Source organism: Serratia sp. Sp408, from assembly GCF_057180665.1.
On the sequence record NZ_JBXUFT010000001.1, the window covers coordinates 601,228 to 624,980 of the forward strand.

The window sequence follows — 23,753 nt, forward strand, 5'->3', positions numbered from 1 at the left end:
CTGCCATCAGCGCAAGCCGCACAAATCTTCACCAAAACTTCCGACGATCTCTGTGTTTCGTTATGGCATAATGCGCGCCAAATCACATTCCCAATGAAGAGCGAGCGTTGTGTTAAGTACTAACAACATCACTATGCAGTTTGGCAGTAAGCCGCTGTTTGAAAACATTTCCGTCAAGTTTGGCGGCGGTAACCGCTACGGTTTGATCGGCGCCAACGGTTGCGGCAAATCGACCTTTATGAAAATCCTGGGCGGCGATCTGGTGCCGAGCGGCGGCAACGTGTTCCTCGATCCGAACGAGCGTCTGGGTAAACTGCGTCAGGATCAGTTCGCCTTTGAACAATTCAGCGTGCTTGATACCGTGATCATGGGTCACACTGAACTGTGGGCGGTGAAGGAAGAGCGCGACCGCATCTATGCCCTGCCGGAAATGAGCGAGGAAGACGGCTATAAAGTGGCCGATCTGGAAGTCGAATACGGCGAAATGGACGGTTATACCGCCGAAGCGCGTGCCGGCGAACTGCTGCTGGGCGTGGGTATTCCGGTTGAACAGCACTACGGCCCGATGAGCGAAATCGCACCGGGCTTCAAGCTGCGCGTGTTGCTGGCTCAGGCGCTGTTCTCCGATCCGGAAATCCTGCTGCTTGACGAACCGACCAACAACCTGGACATCGATACCATTCGTTGGCTGGAGCAGGTGCTTAACGAACGTAACAGCACCATGATCATCATTTCGCACGACCGCCACTTCCTGAATATGGTCTGTACGCACATGGCGGATCTGGATTACGGCGAACTGCGCGTTTACCCGGGTAACTACGACGAATACATGACGGCGGCAACCCAGGCGCGTGAACGTCTGATGGCCGACAACGCCAAGAAGAAGGCGCAGATCAACGAACTGCAATCGTTCGTGAGCCGCTTCAGCGCCAACGCCTCCAAGTCCAAGCAGGCGACCTCGCGCGCGCGCCAGATCGACAAGATCCAGCTGGAAGAGGTCAAGGCTTCCAGCCGTCAGAACCCGTTCATCCGTTTCGAGCAGGACAAGAAACTGTTCCGTAACGCACTGGAAGTGGAAGCACTGTCCAAGGGCTTCGACAATGGCCCGCTGTTTAGCAAGTTCAATCTGATGGTTGAAGTGGGTGAGAAAGTGGCGGTGCTGGGCCCGAACGGTATCGGTAAATCTACCCTGCTGAAAACGCTGGTGGGTGATGCGCAGCCGGACAGCGGTACCGTCAAATGGTCGGAAAACGCGCGCATCGGTTATTACGCGCAGGATCACGAATACGAGTTTGATGAAACCCTGACCGTTTTCGACTGGATGAGCCAATGGAAACAGGAAAAGGACGACGAGCAAGCGGTACGCAGCGTGCTGGGCCGTCTGCTGTTTAGCCAGGACGACATCAAGAAGAAGGTGAAGGTGCTGTCAGGGGGGGAGAAGGGCCGTATGCTGTTCGGCAAGCTGATGATGCAGCGCCCTAATATCCTGATTATGGATGAACCGACCAACCACATGGACATGGAATCGATCGAATCGCTGAACATGGCGCTGGAAATGTATGAAGGTACACTGATCTTCGTTTCCCACGACCGTGAGTTCGTCAGCTCGTTGGCGACCCGCATCCTGGAGATGACGCCGAACAAGGTGATCGACTTCAGCGGCAACTACGAAGATTACCTGCGTAGCCAGGGCATCGTTTAATTGCCCGCCCTCACGCTATGTTCTGCCGAGCGTAGCGTGAGGGATTGCTAGCTTTTTCCGCACACCTCGCACTGCGCATCCTTCGGCAGCTTCATTTCGCGAAACTGCATCGACATCGCATCGAACATCAACAGCTTGCCAACCAGCGGACGGCCAAAATTCGCCAACAGCTTGATCGCTTCCATCGCCTGCAGCGTGCCGATGGTGCCGACCAGAGGGGCCATCACCCCGGCCTCGACGCAGCTGAGGGCATTGTCGCCAAACAGTCGGCTCAGGCAGCGATAGCAGGGTTCGCCAGGTTGATAGGTGAACACGCTAAGCTGCCCCTCCATGCGGATTGCCGCCCCTGACACCAGCGGTTTGCGCTGCGCATGACACACCCGGTTCAACTGGTCGCGGGTCGCTACGTTGTCGCTGCAGTCCAGCACCACGTCGGCGGTGGCTACCAGCGCCGTCATCTGCCGTTCGTCCAGTTGCTGTTGTACGGTGTCGATCTGCACATGTGGATTGATCATCTGCAGTGCCTGCTGTGCCGAGGTGACTTTGGCCATGCCGATACGGCTGTCGTTATGCAGGATCTGGCGCTGTAAATTGGACAGCGCCACGCTGTCGAAATCAACCAGAGTCAGTCGCCCTACGCCAGCCGCAGCCAGATAGGGTGCTGCGGCACAGCCCAATCCACCAAGGCCGATCACCAGCGCATGAGCGGCCTTCAGCTTTTCCTGGCCGTCAAAGTCGAAACCGCGCAGCACGATCTGACGGTTATAGCGCAGCGCTTCGGCATCGGTTAATTCCGGCAGCATCATCAGTTCCTCAGCAGCATATTGAACGGCTCAATCTCAACCATTTCCCCCGCCGCCACCGCGCCGCGATCGCGTTCGAGCACGATAAAACAGTTGCCCTGGCTGAACGAGCTGAAGACGTGCGATCCCTGATGGCCGGTGGTGCTCACTTCCAGCTCGCCGAGGGCGTTGCTGGCGAATACGCCACGCTGAAAGTCGAGGCGGCCGGGGGCTTTCTTCAAAGGCGTCAGCGCACGGGCGCGCAGGCGCGGCGGCAGATGCCATTCGTGGTGACCAGCCAGCTTGGCCAGCAGCGGCTGTACCAGTTGGTAGAAGGTCAGCGCGGCGGATACCGGGTTGCCCGGCAGGCCGCAGAACCAGGCGTGCTGCAATTTGCCGAAGGCGAACGGCTTGCCGGGTTTGATGGCCAGTTTCCAGAAACCGACCTCACCCAGTTCATCAAGCATCTGCTTGGTGTAATCCGCTTCGCCCACCGAAACACCGCCGCTGCTGATCACCAGATCGGCACTGCGATCGGCCTGTTCGAACGCTGCGCGCAGCGCCGTCCGATCGTCGCGGATGATCCCCAGATCGATGACCTCACAGCCCATCTGTTCCAGCATCAGCCGCACCGCAAAGCGGTTGGTGTCGTAAATCTGGCCGTCCTGCAGCGGTTGGCCGACCGGTTGCAGTTCGTCGCCGGTGGAAAACACCGCGACTTTCAATTTGCGCATCACCCGTAGCTCGCTGATACCCAGGGAGGCCAGTAACGGCAGCTGTGCGGCACCCAGCCTGACGCCAGCCGGCAGTACGCTGGCACCCTGCTGAATGTCTTCGCCCGCCAAACGCACGTTTTGCCCGGCGTGCACTACGGCGTTAAAGCGTACGCCTGCTTCGCTGACCTCTGCCTGTTCCTGCATGATCACTGCCTCGGTACCGGCAGGTATCGGTGCGCCGGTCATGATGCGTATGCAACTGTTTGCCGGCCAGGCGTCATTGAACGGTGCGCCGGCGAACGCCTTGCCGGCGATCGGCAATGGCGCGTTGGCGTTGAGTTCGCTGATACGCACCGCATAGCCGTCCATCGCCGAATTGGCGAACGGCGGCACGTCAATCGGTGAAATGACCGGCGTGGCGGTAATGCGCCCACAGGCGTCGTTGAGCGCGATGGATTCGGTTTCGTCAAGCGGTACCACCTGGCCGAGCATGGTGTCCAGCGCCTGTTCAAGGGAGATAAGACCGGAAGTATGGCAATGATCCATAAAGAGAACTCCGTAATCAATGTGCGCGAAAATAAGCGGCAAAGTGTGGTCATTATGGCAGATAACCCCGCGCGGGAGAATGCCGCCAACGGGTAATGCCCTGCCGGTGCTGGGGCAGGTTGCGCACGCAGCGCACGCCGGTCGGGCGGCTTTTGCGCTATACAATGATATTTGGACTGGAGAGAACGGCGATGCACAAACAGATAATCGACTTTTGGTTCGAGGAAATCGACCCGGTAATGTGGTTTAAAAAAGATGATGAGTTTGACCGTCAATTGCATAGGCGATTTGCCGAACTATGGCATGCGGCGGCGGCGGGGGAACTGGCGCAGTGGCGCGATACCATCGAGGGGCGGCTGGCGGAAATCATCGTGCTCGATCAGTTCAGTCGTAATCTGTTTCGCGGCACGCCGCGTGCGTTTTCCTGCGATGGCATGGCGCTGGTGCTGGCGCAGGAGGCGGTGCGCAGTGGGCAATGCGCCCGGCTCAGCGTGGAACAGCGCGGTTTTCTTTATTTGCCATTTATGCACTCGGAATCGGCCCTGGTGCATCAACAGGCGCTGGCGCTGTACCGTGAACTGAATAATGGCGACCAGTTGGAATACGAATTGCGCCATAAGGCGATTATCGATCGTTTTGGTCGTTATCCGCATCGCAATGCGATATTGGGGCGTACCAGTACCGCCGAAGAACAGGATTTTTTACGCCAGCCTGGCTCGTCATTCTGATATTGCCTGCCGAGCGCCGGCAAACGGTGAAATAGCCGTTTTCCGGGAACAAGATTAATTAACGAGCTGTTTTTATTCCTGAAAATAATATATCTCGCCAAAAAAATCTTAGGCGACGGCAGGAAATTCTTGGTGTGATATTAAGCCTTTACATCGATTGTCGGGCTAAATATAGTCAGAAAAGAGTGCATAATAAATCACCGCACTTCTGTTGCGGATATAATCGAGTTGACACAGGGTGGCAGGCAAATGAGCAAACCAGTGATTGCCATTCATGGCGGCGCGGGCGCTATTACGCGCGCGGCAATGAATGCAGAAAAAGAACAACGTTATATTCAGGCGCTCTCGTCGGTGGTGGCAGCCGGGCAGCAAATACTGGCGCAGGGCGGCAGCGCGCTGGATGCGGTAACCGAAGCGGTGCGGCTATTGGAAGAATGTCCGTTGTTCAATGCCGGCGTGGGATCGGTATTTACCCATCAGGGCACCCATGAAATGGATGCGTGCGTGATGGACGGTCGCACCCGCGATGCTGGCGCGGTAGCCGGCGTCAGTCGGGTGCGCAATCCGATACTGGCAGCGCGTGCGGTATTGGAAAACAGTCAGCATGTGCTGTTTGCCAGCGAAGGCGCGGAGAAGTTTGCCGCAGCCCATGGGCTGGAAATGGTCACGCCCGATTTCTTTTTTACCCAGGAACGTTTTGATCAACTGCACCGCGCTCAGGCGGAGCAGGGTCGGGTGTTGCTCGATCATGACGGCGCGGCGGCGTCACAGGCTGGCGATCCTCTCGATGCCGACCGTAAATTCGGCACCGTAGGTGCGGTGGCGCTCGACGCGCTCGGTAATCTGGCGGCGGCGACCTCCACCGGCGGCATGACCAATAAGCAGGCCGGTCGGGTGGGTGACACGCCGATTATCGGCGCCGGTTGTTATGCCAATAACGCCACCGTGGCGGTATCCAGCACCGGCACCGGCGAAATTTTCATGCGCAGCGTGGCGGCTTACGACGTTTCCGCACTGATGGAATACGCCGGGCTCAGCTTGCAGCAGGCCAGCGATAAAGTGGTGCAGGAGAAGCTGCTGGCGCTGGGCGGCAGCGGCGGACTGATCGCTATCGATCGCGACGGCAACGTGGCATTGCCGTTCAACAGCGAAGGCATGTACCGCGGCTTCGGCTATGTTGGTGATGCGCCTACGGTGGGAATTTACCGTTAACCGGCGGCCGGGAGGCAAGATGTCCGAGACTGTTCTGACGCCGGAGGCCGGCGGCGGGTTGTTGCTGCCGCCTCAGCGCGTGCTGTCGGTGCGCGATCTCAGCGTGCGGTTTCAGCGTGAGGGTGAAACCGTCGACGCGGTGCGTGGATTGAGCTTTGAGGTCGATCGCGGTGAAACGCTGGCAATCGTCGGTGAATCCGGTTCCGGCAAGTCGGTAACCTCGCTGGCGCTGATGCGTTTGGTGGAGCAGGGCGGTGGGAAACTGACCGCGGGCAGCATGGTGTTTCGCCGCCGCAACGACGCGCTGCTCGATCTGGCGCAGGCCAGTCAGAGCGCGATGCGCCGACTGCGCGGTGCCGATATGGCGATGATTTTTCAGGAACCGATGACCTCGCTGAACCCGGTATTTCCGGTCGGCGAGCAAATTGCGGAATCCCTGCGCTTGCATCAGGCGATGGATCACCGTACTGCCCGTCGCCAAGCGTTGCAGATGCTGGATCTGGTGCGTATTCCCGACGCTGGCAACGTGCTTGGCCGCTATCCGCACCAGCTATCCGGCGGTATGCGCCAACGGGTGATGATCGCCATGGCGCTGTCGTGCAAGCCGGCGCTGCTGATTGCCGACGAACCAACCACCGCGCTGGATGTCACCATTCAGGCGCAAATTCTGCAATTGATCCGCGTGCTGCAGCAAGAGATGCAGATGGGGGTGATTTTCATCACTCACGATATGGGCGTGGTGGCGGAAATCGCCGATCGGGTACTGGTGATGAAACAGGGTGAAAAGGTGGAAGCTGGCGGCGTGCGCCCGCTATTTGCCGCGCCGCAACAACCTTATACTCAGGCACTGCTGGCCGCGGTGCCCAAGCTGGGCGCGATGGCCGACGCAGATTTCCCGGCAAAATTTCCACTGCCGGGCGACGAGCAGGCGGTTCAGCCGCAGGATACCGTACCACGCGACGCGCAGCCGATTCTACGCGTCGACCGGTTGGTTACGCGTTTTGACGTGCGCAGCGGCATTTTCAACCGCGTTACGCGGCGAGTGCATGCGGTGGAAAACGTCAGTTTCGATCTCTATCCCGGGGAAACGCTGGGGCTGGTGGGCGAATCCGGCTGCGGCAAATCGACCACCGGCCGCTCGCTGTTGCGGCTGGTGGAAAGCCAGCACGGTACCATTACCTTCAACGGTCAAACCATCAATCAACTGCAAGGCGCAGCGTTACAGCACCTGCGGCGCGATATTCAGTTCATTTTCCAGGATCCCTATGCTTCGCTCGATCCGCGGCTGACGGTGGGCTTTTCCATCATGGAGCCGCTGCTGGTGCACAACGTGGCGCGCGGCAAGGCGGCGGAACAGCGGGTCGCCTGGCTGTTGGAGCGCGTTGGCCTGCGGCCGGAACACGCGCGCCGCTACCCGCACGAGTTTTCCGGCGGCCAGCGCCAGCGGATCTGCATCGCCCGCGCGCTGGCGCTCAACCCGAAAGTGGTGATCGCCGATGAGTCGGTATCGGCGCTCGACGTGTCGATTCAGGCGCAGATCGTCAACCTGCTGCTGGATCTGCAGCGTGAATTCGGCATTGCCTTTTTGTTTATTTCGCACGACATGGCGGTGGTGGAACGCGTCAGCCACCGGGTGGCGGTGATGTACCTTGGCCAGATTGTCGAAATCGGCCCGCGCAGAGCGGTGTTTGAAAACCCGCAGCATGCCTATACCCGCAAGCTGATGGCCGCAGTGCCGGTGGCCGATCCGCGCCGTGCACACCTGCGCCAGCCGTTGCTGGTGGATGAAATACCCAGCCCGATTCGCCCGTTAGGCGATGAACCGGTGACTGCACCGCTGGTCGAGGTCGGTCCTGCGCATTTTGTCGCACGCCATCCTATTGCCGGCATCTATTAATCTTTGGGAGAACAAGCCACATGACTCAGAAACGCAGTTTATTGGCCGTTGCCGTGCTATTGGCCGTAACCGGCGCAGCGCCGGCCTGGGCAGCGAAAGATGCGGTGATCGCCGTCGCCTCCAACTTCACCACCCTCGATCCCTATGACGCCAACGACACGCTGTCGCAGGCGGTGGCGAAATCGTTTTACCAGGGGCTGTTCGGCTTTGACAAGGACATGAAGCTGGTCAACGTGCTGGCCGACAGCTACCAGGCCAGCGCCGACGGCCTGAGCTACACCATCAAGTTGCGCTCCGGGATAAAGTTCCACGATGGCAGCGAGTTCAACGCCGAGGCGGTAAAGGCCAACCTGGATCGCGCCAGCAATCCGGACAGCCACCTGAAACGCTATAACCTGTTCAAAATGATCGACAAAACCGAGGTGGTCGATCCGACCACGGTGAAGATCGTATTGAAAGCGCCGTTTTCGGCGTTTATCAATAACCTGGCGCACCCGGCTGCCGCGATGATTTCGCCGGCGGCGCTGAAGCAGTACGGCAAGGAGATCGGTTTCCACCCGGTGGGCACCGGGCCGTACCAGTTCGACACCTGGAACCAGACCGACTACGTCAAGGTGAAGAAATTTGCCGGTTACTGGCAGCCGGGACTGCCGAAACTCGACAGCATTACCTGGCGCCCGGTGGTCGACAACAATACTCGGGCGGCGATGTTGCAAACCGGCGAGGCGACGTTTGCCTTCCCGATCCCGTATGAGCAGGCCAAGGTTTTGCAAAACAACGACAAACTGGCGGTGGTGACCGCGCCGTCGATCATGCAGCGCTACATCAGTATCAACGTCACCCAGAAGCCGTTTGATGACCCGAAAGTACGCCAGGCCTTGAACTACGCCATCAACAAGCAGGCGCTGATTAAAGTGGCGTTTGCCGGTTATGCGGTGCCGGCGGAGGGGCCGGTGCCACCGTCGATCGATTTTGCCACCCGCTATCAACCGTGGCCGTACGATCCGGCCAAGGCGCGTGAATTGCTGAAACAGGCCGGTTACCCGAACGGTTTCACCACCACGCTGTGGTCTTCGCATAACCACAGTACCGCGCAAAAAGTGTTGCAGTTCGCCCAGCAGCAGTTGGCGCAGGTGGGGGTAAAAGTGAAGGTCACCGCCATGGACGCCGGGCAGCGAGCGGCGCAGGTTGAAAGCGTTGGCGTCAAGGATACCGGCGTGCGCCTGTTCTATACCGGCTGGTCGGCTTCGACCGGCGAGGCCGACTGGGCGCTATCGCCGCTGTTTGCCAGCCAGTCGGCGCCGCCGAAGCTGTTCAATACCGCGTTCTACAGCAATCCGCAGGTCGATCGGGATCTGGGCGATGCGCTGGCAACCACCGATCGAGCCAGGAAGCAGCAGCTGTACAAGGACGCGCAGGATCGCATCTGGGCCGATGCGCCGTGGATCTTCCTGGCCACCGAGCGCTTGCTGTCCGCCAACAACAAACAGCTCAGCGGTTTTTACGTGATGCCTGATACGTCATTCAGCTTTGAAAACGCCGATCTCAAGTAAGCGCTGCATTGCCGTCCTCTCCGTGCGGGGAGGGCGGTATGAGGGGTTAACCAACCGATGCTTAATTATTTTGTTAAACGGCTGCTCGGGCTGATCCCGACGCTGTTGATCGTCGCGGTGCTGGTGTTCCTGTTTGTTCACCTGCTGCCGGGCGATCCGGCGCGGCTGGCGGCCGGGCCCGAGGCCGACGAGTCGGTGGTGCAGCTGGTGCGTAAAGACCTGGGGCTGGACAAACCGCTGCCGCAGCAGTTCGTGCATTTCTTCGTTAATGCGCTGCAAGGGGATTTCGGCCACTCGATAGTGTCCAAACGGCCGGTCAGCGAAGAGATCGCCAGCCGTTTTATGCCGACCTTCTGGCTGACCGTGAGCAGCATGCTTTGGGCGGTGATCATCGGCATGGCGATTGGCATGGTGTCGGCGGTGTGGCGCAATCGCTGGCCTGACCGTTTGGGCATGACGCTGGCGGTGTCCGGTATTTCGTTCCCGGCGTTTGCGCTTGGCATGCTGTTGATGCAGGTGTTCTCGGTTGAACTCGGCTGGTTGCCGACGGTGGGCGCCGACAGCTGGCAGCACTATATTTTGCCGTCGATAACCCTGGGGGCTGCGGTGGCGGCGGTGATGGCGCGTTTTACCCGAGCCTCGTTCGTGGAAGTGATGCAGGAAGACTATATGCGCACGGCGCGCGCCAAGGGCGTGCGGGAAACGGCGGTGATCGTCAAGCATGGTCTGCGTAATGCGATGATCCCGGTGATCACCATGATGGGCTTGCAGTTCGGCTTTTTGCTCGGCGGTTCGATCGTGGTGGAAAAGGTGTTCAACTGGCCGGGTCTGGGGCGCTTGCTGGTCGATTCGGTAGAGATGCGCGATTATCCGGTGATTCAGGCTGAAGTGCTGCTGTTCTCACTGGAATTTATTCTGATTAACCTGTTGGTGGATATGCTGTATGCGGCGATCAACCCGGCAATACGCTACAAATGAGGGCACGGCATGATTAATTGGCGACGCAATGCCGCAATGAGCACGCTGCCGGTGCTGAACCCGCAGGCGGTACGTACGCCGTGGCATGAGTTCTGGCGGCGCTTTCGCCAGCAGCGGGTGGCGGTGATAGCGGCGCTGTTTGTGCTGTTACTGGCGGCCGCGGCGGTGTTCGCTCCGTGGCTGGTGCCGTACGATGCGGAAAACTACTTCGATTATGACCGGCTGAATGAGGGGCCGTCGCTGGTGCACTGGCTGGGGGTCGACTCGCTTGGGCGTGACATTTTCAGTCGGGTGCTGATGGGCACGCGTATTTCGCTGAGCGCCGGGGTATTTTCGGTGCTGGTTGGCGGTGTGATTGGCACGCTGCTGGGGCTGTTGGCCGGCTACTATGAAGGCTGGTGGGACCGGATCGTTATGCGTATCAGTGACGTGCTGTTTGCCTTTCCCGGTATTTTGCTGGCGATCGGCGTAGTGGCGGTGATGGGCAGTGGTATGGCGAACGTTATCGTTGCGGTGGCGATTTTCAGCATTCCGGCGTTTGCCCGACTGGTGCGCGGCAATACCCTGGTATTGAAGCATTTAACCTATATCGAGTCGGCGCGCAGCATTGGCGCCTCTGACTGGACCATTATCATGCGCCATATCCTGCCGGGCACCATTTCGTCGATCGTAGTCTATTTCACCATGCGGATTGGCACCTCGATCATTACCGCCGCCAGCCTGTCGTTTCTCGGGCTGGGGGCGCAGCCGCCAACGCCGGAGTGGGGTGCGATGCTCAACGAAGCGCGTGCGGATATGGTGATTGCACCGCACGTGGCGATCTTTCCGAGTCTGGCGATCTTCCTGACCGTACTGGCGTTTAATTTGCTGGGGGACGGGTTGCGCGATGCGCTGGATCCAAAATTGAAGGGTTAACGGTGATAATTCAAAGGCATGAGCGATAAGCGTGCCGCCTGGCAGGATAAGCAACCGATTGATGTTCAGCGTCAGTCACCCGGCGCAACGCGTCGTAATCAATAACAAGCTGTTATTGCTTGTCGATTTTTATCGTTGGTATTCAGACGTTCCACCGCAGTAAGCCGCGTTTGTGACGGATGAGCGTAGCTTTTTCATTGGCGTCATTAGATAAATTATAGCTACAGGGTGACGAGCGCTGGGGTTACGGAGGTTATGCCACAACAATTATTATGGATTAAAGCGCCGAAAATTGTCGCTATCGGTAATGACTGCTTGCGACCATCCTTAGCGCAAGCAGCGGTCTGGCTATCAGCGGAACAGGTGTTCCGCATGGAAGCGCAAATGGTCTTCAATAAAGGTCGCGATGGTGAAGTAGCTGTGATCGTAACCCGGCTGTATGCGCAGCGTTAACGGCCAGTCGCGCTGGCGCGCCAGTTCGGCCAGCTTGGCCGGTTGCAGTTGATCGGCCAGGAACTGATCGTCATCGCCCTGATCGACCAGCACCGGCATTTTTTCCGCGCCGCTGGCCAGCAGGTGACAGCTATCGTATTGCAGCCACTGGCTTTCGTCGTCGCCGAGATAGGCGCTAAAGGCTCGGCGCCCCCAGGGTACCTGACACGGATTGACGATCGGCGCAAACGCCGACACCGAGCGGTAACGCTGCGGATTGCGCAACGCCATCATCAACGCACCATGGCCGCCCATCGAGTGGCCAAAGATCGACTGGCGATCGCTGACGCTGAAATGCTGGCCGATCAGCGCCGGCAGCTCGTCACTGATGTAGTCGTACATGCGGAAATGCCGGTTCCACGGTGCCTGGGTGGCGTTGAGATAAAATCCCGCGCCCTGGCCGAGATCGTAACCTTCGTCATCCGGCACCTCATCGCCGCGCGGGCTGGTATCGGCCATCACCAGCACCAGTCCCAGTTCGGCTGCGATGCGCTGTGCGCCGGCCTTCAACGTGAAGTTTTCGTCGTTACAGGTCAGACCGGACAGCCAGTACAGCACCGGCGGCGGGTTATCATCACGCGGTGGCGGCAGATAGATGCTGAACGTCATATTGCAGTTCAGGCTTTGCGCCGCGTGGCGGTAGCGCTGTTGCCAGCCGCCGAACATGCGGTGCTCTTCGAGAAGTTCAAGTGACGTATTCATGCCGGATTTGCCTCCCTGCTTATTTATCGAAATGAATTACAGAACGAATCGATTTGCCTTCATGCATTAAATCGAACGCTTGGTTAATCTGCTCCAGGCCCATGGTATGAGTGATAAAGTCGTTCAGGGCGAACTCGCCGTCGAGATAGCGCTGAACAATGCCCGGCAGCTGTGAGCGCCCCTTGACGCCACCAAAGGCGGAACCACGCCAGACGCGGCCGGTTACCAGCTGGAACGGGCGGGTAGCGATCTCTTCACCGGCGCCGGCAACGCCGATGATCACCGACTCGCCCCAACCCTTGTGACAGCATTCCAGCGCGGAACGCATCACGTTAACGTTACCGATGCACTCAAACGAGAAGTCGACGCCGCCATCGGTCAGCTCGACGATGACTTCCTGGATCGGCTGGTCGTAGTCTCGCGGATTGATCAGATCGGTGGCACCCAACTTGCGTGCCAGATCGAATTTACTGGTATTGATATCGATGCCGATAATACGACCTGCGCCGGCCATTTGCGCGCCAATGATCGCCGACAGGCCGATACCACCCAGTCCGAAAATCGCTACCGTATCACCGGCCTGGACTTTGGCGGTATTGATCACCGCCCCCATGCCGGTGGTGACGCCACAGCCGAGCAGACAAACTTCTTCCAGCGGCGCTTCCTTGCTGATTTTCGCCAGCGAAATTTCCGGGACAACGGTGTATTCGGAGAAGGTGGAAGTGCCCATATAGTGGAAAATCGGCTGACCGTCCTTGAAGAAGCGAGTGGTGCCGTCTGGCATCAGGCCTTTGCCCTGGGTGGAGCGGATCGCCTGGCACAGGTTGGTCTTGCCGGATTTGCAGAACTTGCATTCGCCGCATTCCGGGGTGTATAGCGGAATGACGTGATCGCCGATCGCGACGCTGGTGACACCTTCGCCGACGGCTTCCACCACGCCGCCGCCTTCATGGCCGAGGATCGCTGGGAAAACGCCTTCCGGATCTTTGCCCGAGAGGGTATAGGCATCGGTATGACATACCCCGCTGGCGACGATACGCACCAGCACTTCGCCTTTTTGCGGCGGCATCAGATCGACTTCTTCGATCTTCAACGGCTGGTTGGGGCCCCAGGCGACGGCGGCGCGGGTTTTGATCATTTCCATTACATTCTCCTCAGTGGTATAGATTTTTAAGCGAGTTCGCTGTGTGCGACGGCTGGGGTTTCAGCCTGTTCTATAATCAGTTGTTTCAAGGCGCGTACGTTGGGGCCGAAGGCGTCACGACGCCACAGCAGCCAGGTGGCGGTTTCGGCAATGTCGGGCGGCAAGGGATGGATGCTGACCCGTTCATGCCCCGGCAACAGCGTCAGCACCGAATGGGGGATCATCGCCAGCCCGGAACCGCTGGCGACGCAGGCCAGCATGGCGTGATATGACTGAATTTCCATGATCTGACCGGGCAATGCGCCATCGCGCTTGAACCACGATTCCAGCCGTAGTCGATAGGAACAGCTGGGGCGGAAGGCAAACAGCGTTTCGCCCTTGGCATCCTGCGCGCTGTGGATGGGCGCATGGTCAAGACAGGAGATCGCCACCATGCGCTCCTCGAAGGCGACACAACCGTTCAGTTCGTCGTGCTGCAGCGGACCATCGACCAGCGCCGCCGCCAGCGTACCGGCGCGCACGCGTTCGGTGATTTCGCCGGAGGTGCCGGTGATCAACGACAGGGAAACCCGAGGGAAACGCTGGTGATAGGCTGCCAGCAGCGTGGGCAGGCGCGTCGCGGCGGTGCTTTCCATCGAGCCTAGCGCAAAGTTACCCGCCGGTTCGCCAGCGTGGGTGATGCTCATCGCCTCTTCGCTCAGCGCCAGAATGCGGTTGGCGTAACACAGAAAATTATGGCCCATCGGCGAAAGACGCAGGCGCTGTTTTTCGCGAATAAACAGATCGGCACCCAGCTCGTGCTCGAGCTGGCGTAGACGGGTGGTCAGGTTCGACGGCACCCGATGCAGCTGTTCGGCGGCACGCGCGACGGAGCCGGTTTCGGCGACGCTGCAAAACATGCGAAGTTGGGTCAGATCCATGCCTTTCTCTTTTCGTGATGAACTTTGTGATAATTATTCAGTTTTTGTGAGTGTAATACTGCGGCATGATACTGGCAACTTTCTTTTAACCGTTGGGATGGCCAAATGGCATTGAGAATTGCATTGAGTGGATTTGTGGCTCTGATTGTAGCGATGGGGATCGGCCGCTTCGCGTTTACGCCGCAGGTGCCGCTGATGATTGCCGAACATCAGTTTACGCTGACCAGCGCCGGGCTGGTGGCGGCGCTGAATTACCTGGGTTATCTGTGCGGAGCCTACGATGCGATGCGCGCCAGCCGTCATGTCGAACGTCGGCTGTGGCTGGGCGTATGGGGCGCGGTAGCGCTGACGCTGCTGTCCGCCTGGGTAGAAGGCGCGTGGTGGCACGGCGCGGTGCGTTTTGCCATTGGCTGGGCCAGCGGCTGGGCGATGGTGCTGGTGGCGGCATGGACCAACGAGCGTTTGGCGCATTACGGCCGTCCGGCGCTGAGTGCGGCGGTATTTGCCGGCCCCGGTGCGGGGATCTTTATCAGCGGCATGCTGGCGGTGGGCATCCACGGGTTGGCACTGAGTGCCGGCCAGGCCTGGCTGGTGTACGGCGTATTGGCATTGCTGTTGATTGGCGCCATCAGCGTCAATTTACCGCGCGCTGGGGAACTGCATCGACCGAACCTGACGCCGGAACCGCTGGTGTTGACGCCGGCGCTGAAACGTCTGGTGTGGAGCTACAGCCTGGCCGGCTTCGGCTATATTCTGCCGGCGACGTTTCTGTCGCAAATGGCCAGCGAGCGTTTCCCGGGCAGCGTATTTGCCCAGTTTGTCTGGCCGGTGTTTGGCGGCGCGGCGGTGTTGGGAATTGTGTTGGGTATTCTCACTCGCCACCGATTGACCACCCAGACCCGTCTGGCGCTGACGTTATGGGTACAGGCGCTGGGGGTGCTGTGTGCGGAGGTAGTACCGGGCGTCACCGGCCTGGCGTTGGGGGCGTTGTTCACCGGCGGCGGTTTTCTCAGCGTGGTGCAGCTGGCGTTGCAGCATGGCCGTGAACTGGCGCCAAACCATGCGCGCTACATGGCCGGCCTGCTGACTACCGGTTATGCCGTCGGTCAGTTGGTGGGGCCGATGCTGTCGGCGTTGTCCAGCGCGCTGACCCAACGTCTGGAGCCGGCATTGTATGTCGCCGTGGTCAGCTTGATGGTGGCCGGTTTGCTGGTGGTGAACACCCCGGCGCGTGCCGCAGTGGGCAATTTGTCGCGCAATTGTACAAAATAGCAACAAAAATCCGCAACCAGCCCGATCGTGCTATATGCGGATTTTTCACCACTGGTTGAAACACAATCACTGGATAAACGACTCACTCTCATTTACAGTGGGCAAAATCTTGATCGGCTTCACGCTGTTGGCGTTAAATGTCGGTCGGAGACAAGAATCAATCCCTGCTCCATCATTCAACGTTACGGCAACAGTCTGGACGGGTAATCAGGGTAGCCTGCTGGAGACACACACAAAATGACTACATTAAGTAAAGAAGCGGCATTGGTTCATGCCGCGCTGGAATCGCGCGGTCTGGAAACCCCGTTACGCGGCGAAATGCTGGATCGTGAAACGCGCAAGCGTCGTATTCAGGAGCACATGACGGAAATCATGCAACTGCTGAACCTCGATCTGACCGACGACAGCCTGGCGGAAACCCCTCATCGTATCGCCAAAATGTACGTCGACGAGATTTTCTCCGGCCTGGATTACGCCAACTTCCCTAAAATCACCGTCATTGAAAATAAAATGAAGGTAGATGAAATGGTGACGGTGCGTGATATCACATTGACCAGCACCTGCGAACACCACTTCGTCACCATCGACGGCAAGGCCACCGTGGCTTATATTCCGAAAGATGCGGTGATTGGCCTGTCGAAAATCAACCGTATTGTGCAGTTCTTCGCCCAGCGCCCTCAGGTGCAGGAGCGTTTGACGCAGCAAATCCTGGTGGCTTTGCAAACGCTGCTGGGCACCAATAATGTGGCGGTATCTATCGATGCGGTCCATTATTGTGTCAAGGCGCGCGGTATCCGCGATGCGACCAGCGCCACGACCACCACCTCGTTGGGCGGACTGTTCAAGTCCAGCCAGAATACCCGTCAGGAATTCCTGCGTGCGGTACGCCATCATCAGGGGTAAGGGTTACAGCGTTACGCGACAGGCGCCTGCGGGCGCCTTTTTAATGAGCGAAATACGGCGAAACAGATGAATAACCAATCGACAGCCCCCTTGCCGCGTATCGCAACCCTGGATTGCGTACGCGGTATCGCCATTCTCGGCATTCTGTTGCTGAATATCAGCGCCTTTGGCTTGCCAAAAGCAGCCTATCTCAACCCGGCCTATGCCGGGCTGCCGGCACTCCATGACGCCTGGACCTGGGCGTTGCTGGATCTGCTGGCACAGGCCAAGTTTCTGGCGATGTTTGCGCTGCTGTTTGGTGCCGGTTTGCAGCTGTTGCTGCACCGCGGCAAGGGCTGGATGCGTGCACGTTTGAGCTGGTTGGTGCTGTTTGGCCTGGGGCACGCCATTTTCCTGTGGGACGGTGATATCTTGCTGGCTTATGGTCTGATCGGGCTGGTGTGCTGGCGCATGATCCGTGAGGCGAAAGATACGTTTACGCTGCTGAAAACCGGCGTAGTGCTGTATCTGATCGGCGTCGCGGTGCTGTTGCTGCTGGGGATTATCAGCCGCGGAGAGCCCGGCAGCTTTTGGCAGCCTGGCCCGGCGGTTCTGCAATATGAGCAGTTCTGGAAGTTGCAGGGCGGGATGGAGGCCTGGCGTAATCGTGTCGATCTACTCTCTTCCAGCCTGTTGGCGATTGGCGCGCAGTACGGTTGGGAATTGGCTGGCATGATGCTGTTCGGTGCGGGCCTGATGCGCAGCGGTTGGCTGCGTGGTCATTTCTCGCCGGGGTATTATCGCCGGCAGGCCGCCTGGCTGATACCGCTGGCGCTGGCGATCCAACTGCCCGCAGTGGTGCTGCAATGGCATTTGCAGTGGGATTACCGCTGGAGCGGCTTCCTGCTGCAAGTGCCACGCGAACTGGGCGCGCCGTTGCAGGCGATGGGCTATCTGGCATTGTGCTACGGTTTCTGGCCGCAGCTGGCGCGGCTGCCGCTTGGCCGTTGGCTGACGCAGGTAGGGCGCATGGCACTGAGCAACTACCTGCTGCAAACGCTGGTGTGCACCACGCTGTTCTACCGTTTCGGCTGGTATCAGCAGTTTGATCGCCTGCAGCTGCTGGCACTGGTACCGCTGGTATGGGTAATCAATCTGCTGTTTTCTACCCTGTGGCTACGTTATTTTAGCCAGGGACCGATGGAATGGTTATGGCGTAAATTGACAGCGCTTGGTGCAGGTAACAGCGATCGCCGGCGGCAAAGCGAGATGTAAACTGGTTAAGTTAAAAAAATGTATGTAAACGTTTTCTTTTATGTGACGCAATTCGCGTAGGGAGAGCGGGATCTCGGGGTAGGATAGCGCCACACGTAGCTTACCCCGAACCAGGATCCTTGATGCGTCCAGCCCATCTCATCACTATTCGTGACGTTGCCGAACGTGCCGGCGTTTCGGTGGCGACCGTTTCTCGCGTATTAAACAACAGCGCGGTGGCCAGCCCACAGACGCGCGAGCGAGTGTTGCAGGCGGCAGCGGCGCTGGGTTATCGACCGAATGCCAATGCCCAGGCGTTGGCGACGCAGAACAGCGAAACCATTGGCGTGGTGGTGATGGACGTGTCGGATCCGTTCTTCGGCGCGCTGGTGAAAGCGGTTGATACCGTTGCGCAGCAGCATCACAAATATTTGCTGATCGGCAACAGTTATCATCAGGCGGAAAAAGAGCGACATGCCATTGAAGTGTTGCTGCGCCAGCGCTGCAATGCGCTGATAGTGCATGCAAAAGCGCTGGATGACGACGAACTGGCGGCGTTTATGGACCAGGTGCCCGGCATGGTGCTGGTTAACCGTATCGTGGCCGGTTACGAGCACCGCTGCGTGGGGCTGGCCAACGTCTGCGGCGCGGAAATGGCGCTGCGGTTGCTGTTATCGCAAGGGCACCGGCGTATCGGCTACCTGGGCTCCAACCATGGCATCGAGGACGGCCCGCTGCGCCAGCAAGGGTATCTGCAGGCCATGACGGCAGCCGGGGTGCAGGTGGGGGAAAGTTGGTGCGCCTTTAATTCGCCGGACTTGCAGGGTGGCGAAGCGGGGATGGTCGAGCTGCTGGGGCGCAATCTGCGTTTAAGCGCGGTGTTCGCCTACAATGACGCCATGGCCGCAGGCGCCATGGCGGTGCTAAAAGAAAACGGTATCACGGTACCGCAGCAATTTTCGCTGATCGGCTTTGATGATATTCCGATTGCGCGTTACACCAGTCCCAAACTCACTACCGTACGCTATCCCATTGTATCCATGGCCACTCTGGCGGCCGAGCTGGCGCTCAAGGGGGCCGCAGGGCAGCTGGAACCCCAGGCCAGCCATCTGTTCATGCCGACGCTGGTACGACGCCATTCGGTGGCGCCGTGGCAAAGTGAGGCGGTGGTCACTCTCTGAACATTTAATCTTGTGTAACCGTTTTCAATCTGTGAGAAAATTCACAGAATATTAACATAGTGCCGTTTATGCTCTAGGCGTTTTCCGGCGCAAAGGCTCTTGCCACCGATTATTTATCCGCGCGCTGACACAGCATTTTCAGGAATAACATGATTCAAGGATGACAGGGATCCTGCCAGGCTCGGTCGTGTGCGCACGCCGTGAAATCTGGCTTATTACATCGAGAACGACCCTCTATAAACCGGAGACACACAATGAATAAGAAGGTTTTCACCCTGGCCGCACTGGCCGCCAGCATGCTGTTTGGCGCTGCGCACGCAGATACCCGCATTGGCGTTACCGTTTACAAATACGATGATAACTTTATGTCGGTGGTGCGTAAGGCGTTGGAAAAAGATGCCAAGGCGGCACCGGATATCACTTTGCTGATGAATGATTCGCAGAATGACCAATCCAAGCAAAACGATCAGATCGATGTGCTGATTGCCAAGGGTGTTAAAGCGCTGGCGATCAACCTGGTTGACCCGGCTGCGGCGCCGGTGGTGATCGACAAGGCGCGTGCCAACGACATTCCCGTGGTGTTTTACAACAAGGAACCTTCGCGCAAGGCGCTCGACAGCTATGACAAAGCCTATTATGTCGGCACCGACTCCAAAGAATCCGGCGTTATCCAGGGCGAGCTGATTGCCAAGCATTGGCAGGCCAATCCGAACTGGGATCTGAACAAAGACGGCCAAATTCAATACGTGTTGCTGAAAGGCGAACCGGGCCACCCGGATGCCGAAGCGCGTACTACTTACGTAGTGAAGACGCTGAATGAAAAGGGCATTAAGACCCAGCAGCTGCAGATGGACACCGCCATGTGGGATACCGCCCAGGCGAAAGACAAGGTGGATGCCTGGATGTCGGGCCCGAACGCCAGCAAGGTTGAAGTGGTCATCGCCAACAACGATGCCATGGCAATGGGCGCCATTGAGGCGCTGAAGGCGCATAACAAGTCGGCTATTCCGGTGTTCGGCGTGGATGCGCTGCCAGAAGCGCTGGCGCTGGTGAAATCGGGAGCGATGGCCGGTACCGTGCTGAACGACGCCGACAACCAGGCGAAAGCTACCTTTGCACTGGCGAAGAATCTGGCGGCGGGCAAACCGGCCGCTGAAGGCACCAATTACAAGATCGACAATAAAGTGGTGCGTATTCCTTACGTCGGCGTAGATAAAGACAACCTGTCACAATTCGTTAAATAAACTTCGGTTATACCCGGGCTTATGCGCGTTGCATCTATCGGCCAGGGCCAGGATGCAGCGTGAACGAGCACGGGTAGAGACTAGCGTTCCCCGCCGGCGGCGACCTGACGCCAACACCCATTGGCCGTGCGGCGGGGAATTTCAGTACATTAAGGTATATCTATGGCCGACAGTTCTCGCGAATATCTGCTGGAAATGACCGACGTCAATAAGTCATTCCCCGGCGTCAAGGCATTGGATAATGTCAATCTACGCGTTCGTCCACACTCCATTCATGCATTAATGGGAGAAAACGGCGCCGGTAAATCGACGTTATTAAAATGTCTGTTTGGCATTTATAAAAAAGATTCGGGCAGCATTGTTTTTCAGGGGAAGGAAGTCGATTTTAAAAGTTCCAAAGAAGCGCTGGAGCATGGCGTTTCCATGGTACATCAGGAATTGAATCTGGTATTGCAGCGTACCGTCATGGACAACATGTGGCTGGGGCGTTACCCCACCAAAGGTCTGTTTGTCGATCAGCACAAGATGTACCAGGATACCAAAAGCATTTTCGACGAGCTGGATATTGATATTGATCCGCGCGCCAAGGTCGGTACGCTGTCGGTGTCGCAGATGCAGATGATTGAAATTGCCAAGGCATTTTCCTATGACGCAAAAATAGTGATTATGGATGAGCCAACCTCGTCATTAACGGAAAAGGAGGTCAATCATTTATTCACCATTATCCGTAAATTGAAACAGCGCGGCTGCGGCATCGTGTATATCTCGCACAAGATGGAGGAGATATTCCAGCTGTGCGACGAAATAACCATCCTGCGCGACGGCCAATGGATTGCTACCCAGCCGCTGGAAGGGCTGGATATGGACAAGATCATCGCCATGATGGTCGGACGTTCACTGAGCCAGCGTTTTCCCGATCGCCAGAATACGCCGGGAGAGGTGATTTTACAGGTGAAGAACCTGACATCACTGCGCCAACCGTCGATCCGCGACGTGTCGTTTGATTTGCACCAGGGTGAAATTCTGGGTATCGCCGGGTTGGTCGGCGCCAAGCGTACCGATATTGTCGAAACCCTGTTCGGTATTCGCGAGAAAGTGAGCGGCACCATCACACTGCACGGCAAAGCGATTAATAACCACAGCGCCAACGAAGCAATCAACCACGGATTTGCCCTGGTAACCGAGGAGCGGCGTTCGACCGGTATTTATGCTTTTCTGGATATCGGTTTTAACTCGCTGATTTCCAATATTCGCAATTATAAAAATAAGATCGGCCTGCTGGATAATGCGCGCATGAAAAGCGATACCCAATGGGTGATCGACGCGATGCGGGTAAAAACGCCGGGGCATCGTACCAATATCGGTTCCCTGTCTGGCGGTAATCAGCAGAAGGTGATTATTGGTCGCTGGCTGCTGACCCAGCCGGAAATATTGATGCTGGATGAACCGACGCGCGGTATTGACGTTGGCGCAAAGTTTGAAATTTATCAGTTGATGACCGAGTTGGCGAAAAAGGGCAAGGGGATCATTATCATCTCGTCCGAAATGCCGGAGCTTTTGGGGATTACCGACAGAATATTGGTGATGAGTAATGGTCAGGTTGCGGGCATCGTTAATACCAAACAGACCTCGCAAAATGAAATCTTACGCTTAGCCTCCTTGCATCTTTAAGGGAAACGAATTATGAGCGCGCTAAACAAAAAAACGTTATTCACCTATTTTAAAGAGGGTGGCATCTATATGGTGTTGCTGGTTTTACTGGCAATCATCATTATTCAGGATCCGACCTTTCTCAGCTTGATGAACCTGAGCAATATCCTGACCCAATCTTCGGTACGTATTATCATCGCCCTGGGCGTGGCGGGGCTGATTGTTACCCAGGGTACCGATCTGTCGGCCGGTCGCCAGGTGGGATTGGCGGCGGTGGTGGCAGCAACGCTGCTGCAATCGATGGATAACGTCAACAAGGTGTTCCCGCAGATGGAGACCTGGTCGATTCCATTGGTGATTTTGCTGGTCTGCGCCATCGGTGCGCTGATCGGTCTGGTTAACGGCCTGATTATTGCCTACCTGAACGTGACGCCGTTCATTACTACCCTGGGCACCATGATCATCGTCTACGGCATCAACTCGCTGTATTACGATTCGGTCGGTGCGTCGCCGGTGGCGGGCTTTGATCCCGGTTTTTCCAGCTTTGCGCAGGGCTTCTTGAAGTTCGGCGATTTCAAACTGTCGTACATCACCTTTTATGCGTTGATCGCCATCGTTTTTGTCTGGATCCTGTGGAACAAGACCCGCTTTGGCAAAAACATCTTCGCCATCGGCGGTAACCCCGAGGCGGCGAAAGTCTCCGGCGTTAACGTTCCGCTTAACCTGATCCTGATTTATGCCTTGTCCGGGGTGTTCTATGCCTTCGGCGGCATGCTGGAGGCCGGGCGTATCGGCAGCGCTACCAATAATCTGGGCTTTATGTATGAGCTGGATGCCATTGCTGCCTGCGTGGTCGGCGGGGTGTCATTTGCCGGCGGCGTCGGCACGGTATTGGGGGTTGTGACCGGGGTTATTATTTTCACCGTTATCAACTACGGTTTGACCTATATCGGCGTCAATCCGTATTGGCAATACATTATCAAGGGCGGCATCATTATTTTCGCCGTGGCGCTGGATTCGCTCAAGTACGCCAAGAAAAAGTAATCAATTGCGCAGTAACAACACAACGGCCAGCAATTGCTGGCCGTTGTTGTTTGTGCCGCGCCGATGGCGCGCGTGCGATTATGATTTGCCGCGCGCTTTCTGTTTCTCTGCGGCCAGTTTATGTTCCAGCTCTACCAGCTGTTCCGGCGACACCGCCGGATAGCCCTGCGCATCCTCCGGCACCTTGTGCATCGAGGAAATCGGTATCAGCGGGCCGAGGAAGCGTGGTTCGCGTTTCAGGATATACAGGTCGTTCAGCGCCCCCAGACGGGCGAAAATCTCGCGCACCCGCACCGTCAGCATGTCTTTTGGCGACGGCACGGCGAAACATTGCGCCTGGATGCCCATATGCAGGGCAATGAACAGCGCGCGCTCGCAGTGAAAACGCTGGGTAATGATGGTGAAATCATTGGCGTCGAACACTTTGCGGGTGCGTACAATTGAATCCAGGGTACGGAATCCGGCGTAATCAAGCACGATATCGCTCGGCGCGATGCCGGCGGCGATCAGATCGCGCCGCATGGTCATCGGTTCATTATAGCTCTGCAGTGCGTTATCGCCGCTCAGCAGCAGGTATTTTACCTTGCCGCTGTTGTAGGCATTTATCGCTCCCTGAATGCGGTAGCGGTAATACTGATTGATCACACCGGTGCGGTAATATTTGGCGGTGCCGAGTACCACGCCAACCTGACGGTTTGGCAACTGTTGCAGCTCGTCATAAATATAGGGCGCGGTTTTCCAACTGATCCAGCGATCGAGCGCGATAGCCGATAGCATCAACACCGCGGTGATGACGAAAAGGCTGATAATCAGGCGTTTCCACATGTTGAGGCCTTACGCGCACAAATCTGAAAAAGGGTGGATCAAGGCTACTGTACCTGACTGGCGGACGCAAGCTGTCCACCGTGCCTAGCGCGGGGGCGCCGCATTTTTCAGCGC

General features: G+C 57.6%; 20 protein-coding genes. 14 read left to right on the plus strand and 6 right to left on the minus strand.

Features of this window, described 5'->3' with window-relative positions:
- Positions 1 to 109: 109 nt before the first annotated feature.
- A complete protein-coding gene (locus AC2AXP_RS02975; protein ID WP_071586689.1) occupies positions 110 to 1,702 on the plus strand; it encodes an ABC-F family ATPase in 1,593 nt (530 codons plus the stop codon).
- A gap of 47 nt (positions 1,703 to 1,749) precedes the next feature.
- Here the strand turns inward: AC2AXP_RS02975 and moeB are convergent, their stop codons facing one another.
- Together moeB and moeA are read right to left on the minus strand one after the other, a co-directional pair.
- Complete coding sequence (gene moeB / locus AC2AXP_RS02980) at positions 1,750 to 2,505, minus strand: molybdopterin-synthase adenylyltransferase MoeB (protein WP_039992303.1); 756 nt, start codon at positions 2,503 to 2,505, stop codon at positions 1,750 to 1,752.
- A gap of 2 nt (positions 2,506 to 2,507) precedes the next feature.
- Positions 2,508 to 3,746: a molybdopterin molybdotransferase MoeA gene (gene moeA, locus AC2AXP_RS02985; RefSeq protein WP_004965346.1), complete on the minus strand. Its 1,239-nt coding sequence runs from the start codon at positions 3,744 to 3,746 to the stop codon at positions 2,508 to 2,510.
- Between the two features lie 191 nt (positions 3,747 to 3,937).
- Between moeA and AC2AXP_RS02990 the strand changes: the two genes are divergently transcribed.
- From AC2AXP_RS02990 to gsiD, 6 genes are all read left to right on the plus strand, one after another.
- Positions 3,938 to 4,474 carry a DUF924 family protein gene (locus tag AC2AXP_RS02990; RefSeq protein ID WP_039992302.1) on the plus strand — a complete coding sequence of 179 codons (537 nt, stop codon included), beginning with the start codon at positions 3,938 to 3,940 and terminating at the stop codon, positions 4,472 to 4,474.
- Positions 4,475 to 4,723: 249 nt separating this feature from the next.
- A complete protein-coding gene (locus AC2AXP_RS02995) occupies positions 4,724 to 5,686 on the plus strand; it encodes an isoaspartyl peptidase/L-asparaginase family protein (RefSeq protein WP_004965341.1) in 963 nt (320 codons plus the stop codon).
- Between the two features lie 19 nt (positions 5,687 to 5,705).
- Positions 5,706 to 7,583 carry a dipeptide ABC transporter ATP-binding protein gene (locus AC2AXP_RS03000; RefSeq protein ID WP_004965340.1) on the plus strand — a complete coding sequence of 626 codons (1,878 nt, stop codon included), beginning with the start codon at positions 5,706 to 5,708 and terminating at the stop codon, positions 7,581 to 7,583.
- 20 nt (positions 7,584 to 7,603) lie between these two features.
- Positions 7,604 to 9,136, plus strand: a complete 1,533-nt coding sequence (gene gsiB, locus AC2AXP_RS03005; RefSeq protein ID WP_198772800.1) for a glutathione ABC transporter substrate-binding protein GsiB — start codon at positions 7,604 to 7,606, stop codon at positions 9,134 to 9,136.
- A gap of 57 nt (positions 9,137 to 9,193) precedes the next feature.
- Positions 9,194 to 10,114 (plus strand): glutathione ABC transporter permease GsiC, encoded by a 921-nt coding sequence (gene gsiC, locus AC2AXP_RS03010; protein WP_004965336.1) that lies wholly within the window; start codon positions 9,194 to 9,196, stop codon positions 10,112 to 10,114.
- A gap of 9 nt (positions 10,115 to 10,123) precedes the next feature.
- Complete coding sequence (gene gsiD, locus AC2AXP_RS03015) at positions 10,124 to 11,029, plus strand: glutathione ABC transporter permease GsiD (protein WP_004965334.1); 906 nt, start codon at positions 10,124 to 10,126, stop codon at positions 11,027 to 11,029.
- A gap of 351 nt (positions 11,030 to 11,380) precedes the next feature.
- On the opposite strand, the gene fghA is transcribed toward gsiD, so the two are convergent.
- The 3 genes from fghA to ptrR are packed head-to-tail and all read right to left on the minus strand — an operon-like array spanning position 11,381 to position 14,287.
- Positions 11,381 to 12,223 carry an S-formylglutathione hydrolase gene (gene fghA / locus AC2AXP_RS03020; RefSeq protein ID WP_004965333.1) on the minus strand — a complete coding sequence of 281 codons (843 nt, stop codon included), beginning with the start codon at positions 12,221 to 12,223 and terminating at the stop codon, positions 11,381 to 11,383.
- A gap of 19 nt (positions 12,224 to 12,242) precedes the next feature.
- A complete protein-coding gene (locus tag AC2AXP_RS03025) occupies positions 12,243 to 13,367 on the minus strand; it encodes an S-(hydroxymethyl)glutathione dehydrogenase/class III alcohol dehydrogenase (RefSeq protein WP_004965331.1) in 1,125 nt (374 codons plus the stop codon).
- Positions 13,368 to 13,393: 26 nt separating this feature from the next.
- Complete coding sequence (ptrR, locus tag AC2AXP_RS03030; protein WP_198772799.1) at positions 13,394 to 14,287, minus strand: putrescine utilization regulator PtrR; 894 nt, start codon at positions 14,285 to 14,287, stop codon at positions 13,394 to 13,396.
- 105 nt (positions 14,288 to 14,392) lie between these two features.
- Between ptrR and AC2AXP_RS03035 the strand changes: the two genes are divergently transcribed.
- From AC2AXP_RS03035 to mglC, 7 genes are all read left to right on the plus strand, one after another.
- Positions 14,393 to 15,559, plus strand: a complete 1,167-nt coding sequence (locus AC2AXP_RS03035; protein WP_273867183.1) for a YbfB/YjiJ family MFS transporter — start codon at positions 14,393 to 14,395, stop codon at positions 15,557 to 15,559.
- Between the two features lie 237 nt (positions 15,560 to 15,796).
- Positions 15,797 to 16,462 (plus strand): GTP cyclohydrolase I FolE, encoded by a 666-nt coding sequence (folE, locus tag AC2AXP_RS03040; protein ID WP_004965325.1) that lies wholly within the window; start codon positions 15,797 to 15,799, stop codon positions 16,460 to 16,462.
- Between the two features lie 66 nt (positions 16,463 to 16,528).
- The gene (yeiB, locus tag AC2AXP_RS03045; protein WP_004965322.1) at positions 16,529 to 17,716 is read left to right on the plus strand and encodes a DUF418 domain-containing protein YeiB; all 1,188 of its coding nucleotides are present in this window, start codon (positions 16,529 to 16,531) and stop codon (positions 17,714 to 17,716) included.
- 122 nt (positions 17,717 to 17,838) lie between these two features.
- Positions 17,839 to 18,876 carry an HTH-type transcriptional regulator GalS gene (gene galS, locus AC2AXP_RS03050; protein WP_004965320.1) on the plus strand — a complete coding sequence of 346 codons (1,038 nt, stop codon included), beginning with the start codon at positions 17,839 to 17,841 and terminating at the stop codon, positions 18,874 to 18,876.
- 254 nt (positions 18,877 to 19,130) lie between these two features.
- Entirely contained in the window at positions 19,131 to 20,120 is a 990-nt protein-coding gene (mglB, locus tag AC2AXP_RS03055; RefSeq protein WP_004965318.1) for a galactose/glucose ABC transporter substrate-binding protein MglB, read from the plus strand.
- A gap of 162 nt (positions 20,121 to 20,282) precedes the next feature.
- Positions 20,283 to 21,791 (plus strand): galactose/methyl galactoside ABC transporter ATP-binding protein MglA, encoded by a 1,509-nt coding sequence (gene mglA, locus AC2AXP_RS03060; protein WP_004965317.1) that lies wholly within the window; start codon positions 20,283 to 20,285, stop codon positions 21,789 to 21,791.
- Between the two features lie 12 nt (positions 21,792 to 21,803).
- Positions 21,804 to 22,814 (plus strand): galactose/methyl galactoside ABC transporter permease MglC, encoded by a 1,011-nt coding sequence (mglC, locus tag AC2AXP_RS03065; protein ID WP_088499630.1) that lies wholly within the window; start codon positions 21,804 to 21,806, stop codon positions 22,812 to 22,814.
- A gap of 78 nt (positions 22,815 to 22,892) precedes the next feature.
- On the opposite strand, the gene sanA is transcribed toward mglC, so the two are convergent.
- Complete coding sequence (gene sanA / locus AC2AXP_RS03070; protein ID WP_004965313.1) at positions 22,893 to 23,639, minus strand: outer membrane permeability protein SanA; 747 nt, start codon at positions 23,637 to 23,639, stop codon at positions 22,893 to 22,895.
- Positions 23,640 to 23,753: the final 114 nt, after the last annotated feature.

Bases quoted from the DNA above. Each gene is read 5' to 3' on its own strand.
- AC2AXP_RS03035 (WP_273867183.1), top strand. From the start codon at position 14,393: ATGGCATTGAGAATTGCATTGAGTGGATTTGTGGCTCTGATTGTAGCG.
- AC2AXP_RS02990 (WP_039992302.1), top strand. From the start codon at position 3,938: ATGCACAAACAGATAATCGACTTTTGGTTCGAGGAAATCGACCCGGTA.
- folE (WP_004965325.1), top strand. From the start codon at position 15,797: ATGACTACATTAAGTAAAGAAGCGGCATTGGTTCATGCCGCGCTGGAA.
- AC2AXP_RS02995 (WP_004965341.1), top strand. From the start codon at position 4,724: ATGAGCAAACCAGTGATTGCCATTCATGGCGGCGCGGGCGCTATTACG.
- mglC (WP_088499630.1), top strand. From the start codon at position 21,804: ATGAGCGCGCTAAACAAAAAAACGTTATTCACCTATTTTAAAGAGGGT.
- gsiB (WP_198772800.1), top strand. From the start codon at position 7,604: ATGACTCAGAAACGCAGTTTATTGGCCGTTGCCGTGCTATTGGCCGTA.
- fghA (WP_004965333.1), bottom strand. From the start codon at position 12,223: ATGAATACGTCACTTGAACTTCTCGAAGAGCACCGCATGTTCGGCGGC.
- ptrR (WP_198772799.1), bottom strand. From the start codon at position 14,287: ATGGATCTGACCCAACTTCGCATGTTTTGCAGCGTCGCCGAAACCGGC.
- gsiC (WP_004965336.1), top strand. From the start codon at position 9,194: ATGCTTAATTATTTTGTTAAACGGCTGCTCGGGCTGATCCCGACGCTG.
- mglB (WP_004965318.1), top strand. From the start codon at position 19,131: ATGAATAAGAAGGTTTTCACCCTGGCCGCACTGGCCGCCAGCATGCTG.
- AC2AXP_RS03025 (WP_004965331.1), bottom strand. From the start codon at position 13,367: ATGGAAATGATCAAAACCCGCGCCGCCGTCGCCTGGGGCCCCAACCAG.
- mglA (WP_004965317.1), top strand. From the start codon at position 20,283: ATGGCCGACAGTTCTCGCGAATATCTGCTGGAAATGACCGACGTCAAT.
- moeB (WP_039992303.1), bottom strand. From the start codon at position 2,505: ATGCTGCCGGAATTAACCGATGCCGAAGCGCTGCGCTATAACCGTCAG.
- galS (WP_004965320.1), top strand. From the start codon at position 17,839: ATGCGTCCAGCCCATCTCATCACTATTCGTGACGTTGCCGAACGTGCC.
- sanA (WP_004965313.1), bottom strand. From the start codon at position 23,639: ATGTGGAAACGCCTGATTATCAGCCTTTTCGTCATCACCGCGGTGTTG.
- yeiB (WP_004965322.1), top strand. From the start codon at position 16,529: ATGAATAACCAATCGACAGCCCCCTTGCCGCGTATCGCAACCCTGGAT.
- moeA (WP_004965346.1), bottom strand. From the start codon at position 3,746: ATGGATCATTGCCATACTTCCGGTCTTATCTCCCTTGAACAGGCGCTG.
- gsiD (WP_004965334.1), top strand. From the start codon at position 10,124: ATGATTAATTGGCGACGCAATGCCGCAATGAGCACGCTGCCGGTGCTG.
- AC2AXP_RS03000 (WP_004965340.1), top strand. From the start codon at position 5,706: ATGTCCGAGACTGTTCTGACGCCGGAGGCCGGCGGCGGGTTGTTGCTG.